Source organism: Micromonospora sp. NPDC049139 (genome assembly GCF_055586845.1).
Map to the genome: position 1 here is coordinate 1 of NZ_JBVJHK010000029.1, position 12,318 is coordinate 12,318.

A 12,318-nucleotide genomic window follows, 5' to 3' on the forward strand; every position below is an offset into this window, starting at 1 on the left:
CCGTGCCCGGCTCCGGGCGGTCAGGCTTGATCCCTGCGCCGGGCACGGCGGGCCACACCCCGTCGGTGGTCGCGCGCCGTCCGTGCCTGGATGTCCGGTTGTCCGGTACGGCTGTCGCGAGGCGTCGGCGAGGCGTTGGTGAGGCGTCGGCGTGGTGTGGGCTGCGAGGGCGGCGACCCGACCCGTCGACTCGCAGTCGGCAGGTCCGGGTGGGTCGGGTGCTGTGGCGCTGTCGAGCTGCCCCGTCTGTGGGAACCACCCGTCACATCAGGCTCGGTCGTCTGCGGCGGCACGTGTGCCCCATCTGTGAGGGCAGCTCGACAGGGCTGAGGTGGCAGCGTCCCGTGGGTCCGGTTCGGGGTGTGACCGGGGGCATCGCCGGGGCGGAATCGTGGCCGGGCCGGGGTCGTTACACCCTGCGTACGGCCGAGCAAGGCCACCCCCGCCCCGGGCGGGCTGGCGTGCAGGCTCCGGGCCCCCGGAATGTTGGTGGGCCGCCGGTCGTTACACATGGTCCCGGCCGGTGGAGGGCGACCCCCTCGCCCCCGCGACGCGGGCTACTCCCGGCCTTCATGGCCGGTCTGATTCCTTCCGGCGCGTGACGCCGGATCCCCTTGAGTTCTTTGAGCGCCGGACGGTGCTTGCGCCCCCGCTGCCCCCCTCAGCGGTTGTGGTGCCAACCCCCGAATGGAGCATCTGATGAACACGATCATGCGTAAGAGCGTGCTGGGTATTGCTGGTCTGGCTGTTGCCGGTGGTCTGGCCGCCGGTCCGCTGCACCACGCCGACACCACCCCGGTCGAGGCGGCGCCGGTCGCGGTGCAGGCTGACAAGCCGGGTGTGGACAGGGCGAAGCTGATCCCGCATGGTGTGCAGGGCGCCCAGTCGCGGATCGACCTGTCGGATGAGCAGGTGGCCAACGCCAAGGCGATCGTCGCGGCGACGAAGAAGGCCGGGATGGACGAGCGGGCCGCGGTGGTGTCGATCGCGACGGCGTTGCAGGAGTCGAAGCTGGAGAACCTGGGTCATCTGGGTGACCGCAACGACCACGACTCGCAGGGCCTGTTCCAGCAGCGCCCGTCGAGCGGTTGGGGCACGGTGGAGCAGATCACCGACCCCGAGTACTCGACCACGGCGTTCCTGAAGGGCCTGAAGCAGGTCGACGGGTGGCAGGACATGCCCCTGACCGAGGCCGCGCAGACCGTGCAGGTGTCGGCGTACCCGGACCACTACGCCCAGTGGGAGCAGCAGGCCGCCGACCTCGTCGCCGAACACTGGAACAGCTGACGACAGGTGCATGACGCCGCTGGCCGGTACCCCTGTGCGGGGTACCGGCCAGCGGCGTCCTCGCATCCGACCGTCAGCGGCTGCCCTCGGCCAGTTCGGCGAGGATCCCCTCGCAGCTGCGGACGACGACCTGTGCGCCCCGCCGCTGGGTCAGCCGGAGCGAGCTGTCCTCCGCCCGGTTCCGCCAGCTCCACTGCGCGTCGGCGGCGACATCCCAGAGCTGCTGCGTGGTCGCGTCGTGTTCGACGCCGAGTCGGGCGGCCAGGCCGATGCCGTCCCCGCCGACCAGCCGCCGTGCCTCCTCGGCCAACCCGGTGTCGAATCCGAGCCGGGTGTTCCGCAACGCCGCGAGCAGTCGCAGCTCCTGGAACTCGTGCGCGCCGGCGAGGATCTGCTCCAGCATGGTGAGCAGCTCATCGGTGCCCGGTTCGGGTTCGGCTCGCAGCAGCGCCTCCACGGCGACCATCGCCGAGCGCGCCTTGAGCGCGTCCCGCCGGTCGATGAGGAGGCGGTTCACCGACTCGCGCAGGTCGGTCAGGCCGCTGCGGCGGATGAGCTCGGCGGACAGCTTGGCCCGGTTGTCGCAGCCGGTACGGACCAGGGTGGTCGCGAGCCGGACCCCGAAGAGGCCGAGCCGGTCGAGCAGCGCGGCGCGTACCTCGGCGTCCAGCGGTACGGGTAGCTTGCCGCCGGCGAAGCGGTCGGCCGAGAGCAGGTGGGGCTCCAGGGCCTCGCGGGGCACGCGGGCCAACTGCGCGAGCACCGCGAAGTCCGACTCGCTGAGCACCCGGCCGGCCAGGCCGATCAGCCCGCTGCACGCCACCGTGTCCACGCAGAGCGCGTTCACGCGGGGGTCGCGGTGCTGCCGGCGGGCGAGTCGGCGGGCGGTGATCAGGGCGTCGATTCGTCCGCCGCCGGTCTCGTCGGCCCGGGACAGCACCAGGACGACGTTCACCGGGGCCGCCTGGCCGACGGTGCTCTCCCGGCTGGTCTCCAGGACCCTCAGGTCGGTGCCGCGACCGTCCCGGGTCAGGTACAACACCGCGTCGGCGTCGCGCAGCACCCGGTCCATCACCGGCGCCCGGCCGTGCTCGTCCACGCCGGTGATCGCGGGCGTGTCGATGAGGGTCACCTGCCGCAGGGCCCGGGTGGGCCACCGCACCACGATGTCGCGCAGCTCGCCGGCTCGCCAGCCGACGAGGTCCACCCGCATCCCCGTCGCCGACTTGACCATCGCCAGCTCCTGCGGCGGGTGCCTGGTCGAGTAGGCGAGGGCGCGTGGTTGCGGCGCGTCCTCGTACCAGGTGAAGACGTCGGTGCCGTCCGCGTCGCCGACGGGCGCGACCTCCTCGCCCATGATGGCGTTCAGCACGGTGGACTTCCCGGAACGCCAGGGGCCGGCGACCGCGATGCGCAGCGGCTGCTCCAACCGCGCCAGTTGGTGGCGGAGACCAGCGGTGGCCCGGGGGTTGTCCCGGTAGAGCTGCAGGGCGCGCTGCAGTAGCCCCCACACCGCCTCGTCGAGCCGCAGGCCGACGGTCATGCGGGGGACCCCAGCCCCGCCGGGGCGGTCCGCGCCCCGGTCAACTGTTGGGCCTGGTCGTAGAGCGCGGCCAGCCGGGTCATCTTCAGTCGGATCTCGCGCTGGCGCTGCTCGCGGACGGCCAGGTCGGTGTCGGCAGCCTGCTTGGCGGTGCGGAACGACTGGATGATGGCCTCCTGCAACTCCTCGGTCAGCGCGGTGAAGTGGTCTCGGAGCATCCGCTGCACCTGCCGGACGGTGTCCCGGCAGTCCTTGTTCATGCGGACGAAGTAGTCGTCGACGTGGCGCTGGATCGCCGTCTTGACCGTCGACTGGCGGCGGCGGAGCAGCTGTCTGCTCTCGTCGTGGATGCTCTTGCCGCCGAACAGCGCGCCGGCGCCGATCGAGACAGGGTTGATCATCGGCATGCCGGCCAGCGTGAGCGCAAGGCCGAACATCAGCAGGCCCCCGTACGAGCCCTTCATGCCGGTGATCACCTTCTGGCTCGCGGTGAACCGGTCGATGTGCGGCCGTTCGATCTCCGGCAGCCGGTCGCCGAGGTCCTCCGGCACGCTCACCGACCAGGGCGGCAGCACGTCGTAGCCGTACCGGGCGAAGTTGGCGGCCACCCGGCGCGCGGCCCAGTCGCAGCGCTGGACCAGCCACTCGTGGTTCGCCTCCGCCGCCTCGGCCAGGCTGCGTTCGAGCCAGTCCTGGAAGGTGTCCCAGGCGACGAGCGGGTCCGCCGTGTCGAACGCCTCGTCGACCATTCGCAGGATCTGGCGGGTCCGGTCGCGCAGGTCGTACTCGATGTCGGAGAGCAGGTCGCCCATCTCGTCATTGAGGGTGTTCTGCCAGCGCGTGGAGCAGCGGCGCAACTCGTCGACCTCCCGCTGGGCCGCGTGCAGCTGGGAGATCGGGCCGGACTGCTGCTGCGCCTCCTGGCTCTCCAGTTCGGCGCGGAGCGGCGCGGCGAGCTGTTCGACCACCGTTCTGGCGGTCAACGCCACCGAGGCGCGCGCCAGCGGATCGGCCTTGCCGGCCAGGTCGCGCCGGAGCCGGGCGATCAGCACCGGGAAGCCCGACTCGGCGTTGAGCTCGCGGTCGTCGGTGACGGCCGCCCGCAGGCGTAACGCCGACGAGACCGGGATCAGCGCCGCCGGTACGCCTGCCTCGGCGAGGTGTCGCCGGTTGCGCTCGGCGACGGCACGCCAATCCGTCACCAGGTCGGTCTTGGTCTGCACCACCACTACGTTCGGGTGCGACCGGGTGATGTGCAGCAGCATGTTGATCTCGGCGACGGAGAGTTCCCGGGTCGAATCGGAGACCAGCAGCACCGCGTCCGCACGACTCACGGCGGCGATCGGGGCGCCGCCACCGATCGCGGTCGCCTCGTCGCTGCCGGCGGTGTCCACCAGCACCAGTCCGGCGCCGAGCAGCGCGCGGGGCAGTCCGATCTCGACGTGCGCGGGGCCGCCGCCGGGCCGGCGCCCGAGCGTGCCGGCCACCGCGGGCGCGATCCGGTCCACCGGTACCGCGGTTCGCTCGACGGTGGCGGCATCGACCGGGCCCGCCGCGGGCGGCGTGTGGACCACCGCCGCCGAGGCGACCTCGCCGTGGCGCACGACCGTCGGCAGCACAGTGGTGGGACCGTCCCCGACCGGGCAGACCGGAGCGTTGACGATCGCGTTGACCAACTGGCTCTTGCCCTGGTTCGGCTCGCCGACGACCAGGACGCGCAGGGTCGGGTCGAGCAGTTGGACGCGCTTGTCGCGGACGGCTTGGAGCAGGTCGCCCCGTCCGTGTTCGCGGCACGTGCGGGCGATCCCGTCGAGCACGTCCAACCAGATCCCCGCCATCACCGCACCAAGTGTGCGGATTTCGGCTCAAATATCAAGAGGGATGCGGAGAAAGCCGGATCGCCGTCCGCGATCCGGCTTTTCTCGCCGTCGTCCGGAACGGTCAGAGCAGACCGTCGCCGAGACCCAGCAGCCCGCCGCCGGAGGAGGCGGAGACCTCGCCGTGGACCTCGGCCTTGCCGCTCACACCGCCGGTGACGTCACCGGTCACGCCGCCGACCGCGCCGGTGACGCCGCCGAGGGCGCCGTCCACCTGGCCCGTCACGCCGCCCACAGTCGACGGCACGTCGACCGGCGGGACCAGGCCGGTGCCGCCGTCGCCCAGACCGAGCCCGCCCAGCGGGTCGTCGCCACCCAGCGAGCCGACGATCCCGCCGACGTGGCCCTCGGTGCCGGACAGCGCGCCCCCGAGCAGGCCGTCCGGGGTGCCGAGCAGGCCGTGGTCGGTGGCGTCGAGCACGCTGCCCGGGTTGCCGACCGTGCCGGCCAGATCCCCGACCACCGGGTCGGCCGTGGTGTCCACCGCGCCGACCACGTCGGCGTCGAGGGTGTGCGCCAGGTCGTGCACCCCGACGAGGTTGGTGTCGAGACCGCTGTGCCCGACACCCAGGCCGATCCCGGGCAGCACGGTGGCCGTGACGCCGACGGCCGCCGGGTCGACGGTGATGGCGCCGAGCACACCGGCCTTGACGTCCAGGCCGCTGTGGCCGCCGATGCTGAGCTCCGGCGTCGCCGTCTGCAGCTGACTGACGGCGCCGGTGACGTCTGCCACGAGCGGGTCGGCTCCGAGCTGACCGGTCACCGGAGCCACCGGGGCGAGCCCCTGGGTCGGGGCGTAGTCGACCACCAGCGGGACGACGTCCTGCACGTCGGCGGGGGTGATGTCGGTGAGGCCCGCGGCCTGCAGCGCGCCCTCCGGGTCGAGGTCGAACGCCGCCTTGGCGTCGGCGTCGGTGAGCAGATTGAGCACGAAGTCGTGCAGGGTCATGTGCGGGATCTCCTCGATGTGCGTCGGCGACCGTTGATCGTCGACAGTGACGCTATTGCCGGTGACCGGCGCCGTCATCGGGGACGAGCCCCCGACCCGCCCCGCCGGATTAGGGCACGCGCACCCTCGTACGTTAGGGGGAATGGGGGTCCCGACCCGGCCTGATTTAGGGTCCTGATGCCGGAGTGATCTCTGGTACGAACGTAGGAGCCCGCGGGGTTTGCCGGGGGTGGTCGCCGCGCGGTGTGGACGCCGTCGCCCCGACCGGCCGACTCGCGGTGAGGGAAGAAAGCGCATGCCGTACGTCCTGGGGATAGACATCGGAAGCACCAACACCGCAGCCACCGTCGCCCGGCGACAGGGCGCGACCTGGAACCGCCCCGAGGGGGTCCCGCTGGACGCGGGGTCGGTGATCGCACCGTCGGTGCTGCACCTCGCCCTCGACGGCAGGCTCACGGTCGGCGAGCCCGGCACCGACGACGGGGCCCGGACGGCCCGGGGCTTCGTGCGGCGGGTCGGCGACGACGTGCCCCTGATGCTCGCCGGCGAGGCGTGCCCACCGCAGACGCTGACCGCGGTGCTGACGTCGTGGGTGGTCGAACGCGTGCGCGACCGCGAGGGTGAGCCCGCCCAGGCCGTCGTGCTCAGCCACCCGGCGGGCTGGGGCCGGCATCGGCGCGAGCTGTTGCACGCCGCCCTGCGGGAGTTCGGCCTGGGCCACGTGACACTGCTTCCGCGTACTGTCACGGTGGCCGAGAGCCACGCGGCACGGGGCTTCCCGGGCAGCGCCGCCGTCGTCTACGCCCTGGGCGGCAACACCTTCGAGGCGGCCCTCGTCCGCCGCACCCCACGCGGCACGTACGAGACCTTCGGCTTCCCGCAGGGGCTCGAGTGGATCGGCGGTGCCGACTTCGACGAGGCGCTCGCCGAGCACGTGCGGACCGCACTCGCCCGTGACCTCGGCGGCACCGCACCCCGGCAGGCGCACGACACGCTGCGCGGGCTGCTGCCCGGGTGCGAGCGGGCCAAGCGTGAGCTGACCGTCGGCACGCAGACCGACGTGCTCCTGACACTGCCGAGCGGGCCGGCCCGCGTGCCGGTGAGCCGGGTGCAGTTCGAAGACATGATCCGCCCGGCGGTGCAGGCGACGATCGACCTGCTGCTGCGGACCGTACACTCCGGTGGGCTGGCACCGGCGCAGCTCGACGGCGTCCTGCTCGCCGGCGGGTCCACCCGGATCCCGCTGGTCGCCGAGCTGCTCGCCGCGGCCCTTCCGATACCGGTCGAGATGGAGCCCGATCCGCAGCTGACCGCCGCGACGGGCGCGGCCCTCGCCGCCTGCCAGATGGTGTCGCCGCGCCCCCGGCGCGAGGGGCGGGACGACCGACCGGCCCCGGTCGGCACCGCCGGCCGCGTCGGCGCGCCGGCCGGCGCGCCGCGGCACCGACCCGATCATCGCAATGGGGTCGGGAGCGAACCACCACCGCGCCCACCGGTCCGGTTCGCCCCGCTGGAACTGCCGAAGGCGTCCCGCCTGGCGTTGGCCCGCAGGCGGGGCGGCAGAGGATGACCAGCATGACCATGAGCGGCGTCGCCGGGCACCGGCTGGTGCTGGACCCACGGCCGCAGGGCCTGCTCGACTCGGTGGCGGCCGCTCCGGCGTCGCCGCTGGTGCTCGGCGTGACGGGCCCCGGCGGCCACGGCCGCAGCGCCTACCTCCAGGAACTGGCCGCGGTCTACCGGCGGGCCGGGTGCACCGTGCTGGAGAGCGCGCCCGACCAGACCGACACGGTCGACCCGGACACGGTGCTCCTGGTCGACGACGCGCAACTGCTGGACGACGCCCGGCTTCGGACGCTGCGCCACCTGGTGACCGCCCGCCGGCACCGCCTGGTCGTCGGCTACCGACCGTGGCCCCGGCCGGCGGCGCTGGTCGAGCTGGCCGCCGCGCTGCGACGGGACGGGCACCTGGTCCTGCTCACCCCGTTCACCAGAGAGCAGACCGCCGCCTACCTCGCCTGCGCGCCGGAGCTCGGCCGACAGCCCGACCTGGTCGACTTCGTGCACGGGCAGACCGGCGGTGTGCCCCGCTACGTCGAGCGGCTGGTCCGCGGGCTGCGCGGTCAGGAGGGGCCACCGGGCGTTCCCGCGGAGCCGTCCCGACAGGTCATCCTCGAGTTCGGGCCGGATCTGGAGGACCTGGCTCCCGACGTCCGGCGGCTGCTGCTCGCCGTCGCGGCCGGCGTACCGCTGCCGGTGGACCTGCTCGGCGCGCTGCTCGACCGGGAGCCGGTCGAGGTGGACGAGCTGATCGGCGCGACCCGGGCGGCCGGGCTGCTCGGCGCGGACGGCCGGCTCGCGCCGATCGTGCGGCGGGCGGTGACCGCGCTGAGCCCGGTCACCGAGCGCACCGCGGTCTGGCTCCGGCTCACCCAACTGCAGCTGACCCGGGGCGGGCCGGTGCTCCCGCTGGTCCGCTCGCTGCTCGCCGCCGGAGTGGCCGGCGAGTGCCCGGCACCGACGCTCGAGGCCGCCGCCGAGGAGGCACTGGCCGGCGAGCCCGCGGTCGCGGCGGAACTCTTCGCCGCGGCCACGGCCGCCGGGCGGCCCGCCGCCGTCCGGCAGGCGGTCGCCGCGGCGCTCGCCGGTGACCTCGACCTCGCCCTGCGGCTGGCGGACCGGCTGCTCGCCGCGGCCCCCGCAGCCGAGCAGGTGGAGGCGGCGGTGGTCGCCGCGACGGCGCTCGCACACCGTGGCCAGGGCGCTCGCAGCGTGGAACTGTACCGGTGGGCGGGCGGCGCCACCGCGGAGGCGTTCGCCGCCCTCGGCGCACTCGCCGTCGGCCAACAGGTCGACGGAGCGGACCCGCCGGCGGACGACCGTGCCGGTGGACCGCCCACCCTGCACCACAGCGCCGCCCGGCTGATGGCCGACGGAATTCGGGACAGCGTCGCCGGACCACCCACCACCGCGCTGTCCACCCTCGTGCAGGCAGCGGCGCTGCTGGAGCCGGCAGGCCGGGCGGTGCTCCTGCCAGACAGCCCGGCCGCGCTCGCGGCGTTGACGGCGATGCACTGCGGCGAACTGGACATCGCCGAGGGCGTGCTCGACCGGGCAGTGACCAGCGGCATCGGCGGTCCGCTGTTGGCCCGGCGGCACCGGTTGCTGCAGGCCTGGATCGCGATGGTCCGAGGACGGACCGGCCTCGCGGCCGACCACCTCGCCACGGTGACCGCCGGCGGCCGGCCGCTGGAATCGCGCGACCTGCTCCTCGCCAGGGCGATGGAGATGGGGATCGCCCGGCGCAACAGTGACCTCGGCGCGCTCCAGCGTGGCTGGGATGCCGCCCTGGAGGCGCTGGTCCGCCACCCGGTCGACCTGTTCACGCTGCTGCCGCTCGGCGAGTTGGCCATCGCCGGGGCCCGCCTGGGCCACCTGAGCCGGCTGGAGCCGTACCTGCGCCAGGCGCGGCAGTTGCTGGCCCGGCTCGGCGACCCGCCGCTGTGGACCGTGCCCCTGCACTGGAGTGGCCTGCACGCGGCGATCCTCGCCGAGCGCCCGACGACGGCCGACGACCACGTGGCCGCCCTGCTCGGCGCGGCGGACCACAACCGGTACGCCACGGTGGTCGCCGCAGCCGCTGCCTGCTGGGTGGAGGTGTTGCGCGGGACGGTCGACCCGGTCCGGGTGGAGGCCGCCGCCCGGGGGCTGCACGACGCCGGGCTGTGCTGGGACGGCGCTCGGCTCGCCGGCCAGGCCGCCATCCGCACCTCGGACCGGCGGGCGATGACCACCCTGCTGGACTGCGCCCGGATGCTGCAGGGACGCCCGGCCGGGGCCAAGGGCGGGCAGCGCCCTCCGGGCGGTCTAGCCGACGCCGCCGCGAGTCCCGCACGGCACCGCCTCAGCGACCGGGAGTGGGAGGTGGCCGAGCTGGTGCTCGCCGGATCGACCTACCGCGAGATCGGTGACCGGCTGTTCATCTCCGCGAAGACCGTGGAGCACCACGTGGCGCGGATGCGGTCCCGGCTCAACTGCGCCAACCGGGCCGAGCTGCTGTCCCTGCTGCGGACGATCCTCGCCGACCGGTCGGACGGCGCGGCTCGGCAGCCCTGGCCGGAACGGACGCCGTCGAGGTCCCGGTCACGAGAGCAAGGAGACGACAGATGACGCCTTCCGTGGTCAGCGTCGGCAGCCTGAGTGGCGCGCTGAACGACCTGGTCGACCGGGTGCCGGGGGCCGATTTCGCGGTGGTGCTGTCCCCGGACGGGCTGCCGCTCGGCGTCTCCCGCGGAGTCGACGACGAGCTCGCCGGGCGACTGTCCAGTGTGGTCGGGGGACTGGAGGCCTTCGGCCTGGCCGCGGCCCGGGTGTGCGTCGGTGGGGCGCTGCGTCAGGTCGTCGTGCAGATGTCCCGGGCGTTCCTGTTCACCGCCACCACCCGGAACGGGGCGATCCTCACCGTCCTGATCGGCGGTGACGCGGAGGTCGGCGACATGGCGTACGAGGTGGCGCTCTTCGTCGAGCAGGCCGAACGGCACCTGCCGGTGCACCTCGAAGCGGCCTCGACGGTGCGGGGCGGGGGCACCGGCGCGGACTCCGGCCCGGCTTCCACCTGGCCGGGTCCGTCGGTGGCCCACCGCTGACCGCCCGCACGAGCAGATCGACCAGCGGGACCAGCCGGCGTCGAGCCCGCTGACGCCGGACCAGGCCAGCCTCAGAAGTCAGATCAGGCCGTGCGCCAGCATCGCCTCCGCCACCCGGCGGAACCCGTCGATGTTCGCCCCGGCCACGTAGTCGCCGGGCAGGCCGTACTCGTCGGCGGTGGCCCAGCAGCGGTCGTGGATGTCCCGCATGATCCCCCGTAGCCGATGCTCCGACTCCGCGAAGGTCCACGAGTCCCGGCTGGCGTTCTGCTGCATCTCCAGCGCGCTGACCGCCACCCCGCCGGCGTTGGCCGCCTTGCCCGGCGCGAACCGCACCCCGGCCCGGCCCAGGATCCGCACCGCCTCCGGCGTGGTGGGCATGTTCGCGCCTTCCACCACCGCGACGCAGCCGCCGGCCACGAGCGCCGCGGCCTCCGCGCCGCCGATCTCGTTCTGCGTCGCGCACGGCAGCGCCAACTGGCAGGGCACCTCCCAGACGGTACGACCGGAGACCGCCACCGCGTGCGGCACGTGCCGCGCGTAGTCGTCCAGCCGGGCCCGGCGCTGTTCCTTCAACTCCCGCAGCAGTTCCAGGTCGATGCCCTTCTCGTCGAGCACATAGCCGGACGAGTCCGAGCAGGCGACGACCTTCCCGCCGAGCTGGTGCACCTTCTCGATCGCGTAGATCGCCACGTTGCCGGAGCCGGACACCACCACCCGCTTGCCCTCCAGACCGTCCCCGGCCTGCCGCAGCATTTCCTCGGCGAAGAACACCGCCCCGTAGCCGGTCGCCTCCCGGCGCACCTGCGCGCCCCCGTACGCCAGGCCCTTGCCGGTGAGCACGCCCGACTCGTACCGGTTGGTGATCCGCTTGTACTGGCCGAACAGGTAACCGATCTCCCGGCCGCCCACACCGATGTCTCCGGCCGGCACGTCGGTCTCCGCGCCGATGTGCCGGTACAGCTCGGTCATGAAACTCTGGCAGAACCGCATCACCTCGCGGTCCGAGCGCCCCTTCGGGTCGAAGTCCGCGCCGCCCTTGCCGCCGCCGATCGGCAGCCCGGTCAGCGCGTTCTTGAAGATCTGCTCGAAGCCGAGGAACTTCACGATCCCGAGGTACACCGACGGGTGGAAACGCAGCCCGCCCTTGAACGGGCCGAGCGCGCTGTTGAACTCCACCCGGAATCCCCGGTTCACCCGGACCCGGCCGTGGTCGTCCTCCCACGGCACCCGGAAGATGACCTGCCGCTCCGGCTCGCAGATCCGCTCGATGATCCTCGCCTCGGTGTACTCGGGGTGCCGGGCCACGGCCGGACCGATGCTCTCCAGCACCTCGCGCACCGCCTGGTGGAACTCCGGCTCTCCCGGATTGCGGGCGACCACACTGGCGAACACCGTCTCCACGGACTCTGGCATACCGACACGTCCCTTCACTACTTGCTGGTAGCCACGTTGCTACCATCCGGCGTCCGCGTACCCGCCAACCGTCCCGGGATACGGACCGTGACCTTCGTCCGGTTCACTATTCGCCGTGGACGACTCGATCTGGGCCGCGGTCCGGGCCTCGCGCGGCTGGCTGGACGCCGCAAACGGCACGGGACAGGCCGAAATGACCTGCCGGATCCTCAAGCTCACCGAGGAGGCGGGGGAGGCGGCGGGTGCCTGGATCGGTCTGCTCGGCCAGAATCCGCGCAAGGGTGTCACCCACACGCGGGACGACGTGGCGGCGGAACTGGCGGACGTGGCGTTCACCGCGCTGGTCGCCATCGAGAGCCTCGGACTGGACGCGGCAAAGGTGCTCGGCTCGTGTGCGGCCAAGGTCCGGGATCGGGTCGAGCCTCCTCCTGGTTGAGGTTCGGGTCCTGGCCTCTTCTGTGCGTGTGCTTGCCGTGCGTCGCTCTGCGTCGTGGTGGGGGTGTGGCCCGCCGTGCCCGGCGGGGGGGGGGGGGGGGTGGGGCCGGGGGGGGGGGGGGGGGGGGGCCGCGCCGGCGGGGGGGGGGGGCGGGCCGGCCGCGG

The 12,318-nt window shown here is 73.6% G+C and carries 9 protein-coding genes; 5 read left to right on the forward strand and 4 right to left on the reverse strand.

Going from position 1 to position 12,318, the window contains the following annotated elements:
• The first annotated feature begins 699 nt into the window (after window positions 1-699).
• Window positions 700-1,287, forward strand: a complete 588-nt coding sequence (locus tag ACZ6Q9_RS31195) for a hypothetical protein (RefSeq protein WP_393460488.1) — start codon at window positions 700-702, stop codon at window positions 1,285-1,287.
• A gap of 73 nt (window positions 1,288-1,360) precedes the next feature.
• Here ACZ6Q9_RS31195 and ACZ6Q9_RS31200 read toward each other — a convergent pair whose 3' ends face one another.
• The 3 genes from ACZ6Q9_RS31200 to ACZ6Q9_RS31210 form a co-directional block, all read right to left on the reverse strand.
• On the reverse strand, window positions 1,361-2,830 hold the full coding sequence (locus tag ACZ6Q9_RS31200) for a dynamin family protein (protein ID WP_393460485.1): 1,470 nt from the start codon (window positions 2,828-2,830) through the stop codon (window positions 1,361-1,363).
• On the reverse strand, window positions 2,827-4,668 hold the full coding sequence (locus tag ACZ6Q9_RS31205; RefSeq protein WP_396831010.1) for a dynamin family protein: 1,842 nt from the start codon (window positions 4,666-4,668) through the stop codon (window positions 2,827-2,829). Before ACZ6Q9_RS31205 ends, ACZ6Q9_RS31200 begins: the two co-directional genes overlap by 4 nt.
• 103 nt (window positions 4,669-4,771) lie before the next feature.
• Entirely contained in the window at window positions 4,772-5,656 is an 885-nt protein-coding gene (locus tag ACZ6Q9_RS31210; RefSeq protein WP_396831013.1) for an IniB N-terminal domain-containing protein, read from the reverse strand.
• A 295-nt stretch (window positions 5,657-5,951) separates the two neighbouring features.
• Here ACZ6Q9_RS31210 and ACZ6Q9_RS31215 point away from each other — a divergent pair, with 295 nt between their 5' ends.
• The 3 genes from ACZ6Q9_RS31215 to ACZ6Q9_RS31225 are packed head-to-tail and all read left to right on the forward strand — an operon-like array spanning window position 5,952 to window position 10,302.
• Window positions 5,952-7,226: an Hsp70 family protein gene (locus tag ACZ6Q9_RS31215; protein ID WP_396831015.1), complete on the forward strand. Its 1,275-nt coding sequence runs from the start codon at window positions 5,952-5,954 to the stop codon at window positions 7,224-7,226.
• 5 nt (window positions 7,227-7,231) lie between these two features.
• Window positions 7,232-9,826: a helix-turn-helix transcriptional regulator gene (locus ACZ6Q9_RS31220; RefSeq protein ID WP_393460473.1), complete on the forward strand. Its 2,595-nt coding sequence runs from the start codon at window positions 7,232-7,234 to the stop codon at window positions 9,824-9,826.
• Window positions 9,823-10,302, forward strand: a complete 480-nt coding sequence (locus ACZ6Q9_RS31225; protein ID WP_393267987.1) for a roadblock/LC7 domain-containing protein — start codon at window positions 9,823-9,825, stop codon at window positions 10,300-10,302. The genes ACZ6Q9_RS31220 and ACZ6Q9_RS31225 overlap by 4 nt, the downstream gene beginning before the upstream one ends.
• Window positions 10,303-10,380: 78 nt before the next feature.
• Here ACZ6Q9_RS31225 and gdhA read toward each other — a convergent pair whose 3' ends face one another.
• Window positions 10,381-11,718 (reverse strand): NADP-specific glutamate dehydrogenase, encoded by a 1,338-nt coding sequence (gdhA, locus tag ACZ6Q9_RS31230; protein ID WP_396831016.1) that lies wholly within the window; start codon window positions 11,716-11,718, stop codon window positions 10,381-10,383.
• Window positions 11,719-11,833: 115 nt separating this feature from the next.
• Between gdhA and ACZ6Q9_RS31235 the strand changes: the two genes are divergently transcribed.
• Window positions 11,834-12,154 carry a MazG-like family protein gene (locus ACZ6Q9_RS31235; RefSeq protein ID WP_396831018.1) on the forward strand — a complete coding sequence of 107 codons (321 nt, stop codon included), beginning with the start codon at window positions 11,834-11,836 and terminating at the stop codon, window positions 12,152-12,154.
• Window positions 12,155-12,318: the final 164 nt, after the last annotated feature.

What these genes read in the sequence shown, in the direction of transcription:
- ACZ6Q9_RS31195 (WP_393460488.1), top strand. Translation starts at nt 700, where the DNA reads ATGAACACGATCATGCGTAAGAGCGTGCTGGGTATTGCTGGTCTGGCT.
- ACZ6Q9_RS31200 (WP_393460485.1), bottom strand. Translation starts at nt 2,830, where the DNA reads ATGACCGTCGGCCTGCGGCTCGACGAGGCGGTGTGGGGGCTACTGCAG.
- ACZ6Q9_RS31205 (WP_396831010.1), bottom strand. Translation starts at nt 4,668, where the DNA reads ATGGCGGGGATCTGGTTGGACGTGCTCGACGGGATCGCCCGCACGTGC.
- ACZ6Q9_RS31210 (WP_396831013.1), bottom strand. Translation starts at nt 5,656, where the DNA reads ATGACCCTGCACGACTTCGTGCTCAATCTGCTCACCGACGCCGACGCC.
- ACZ6Q9_RS31215 (WP_396831015.1), top strand. Translation starts at nt 5,952, where the DNA reads ATGCCGTACGTCCTGGGGATAGACATCGGAAGCACCAACACCGCAGCC.
- ACZ6Q9_RS31220 (WP_393460473.1), top strand. Translation starts at nt 7,232, where the DNA reads ATGACCATGAGCGGCGTCGCCGGGCACCGGCTGGTGCTGGACCCACGG.
- ACZ6Q9_RS31225 (WP_393267987.1), top strand. Translation starts at nt 9,823, where the DNA reads ATGACGCCTTCCGTGGTCAGCGTCGGCAGCCTGAGTGGCGCGCTGAAC.
- gdhA (WP_396831016.1), bottom strand. Translation starts at nt 11,718, where the DNA reads ATGCCAGAGTCCGTGGAGACGGTGTTCGCCAGTGTGGTCGCCCGCAAT.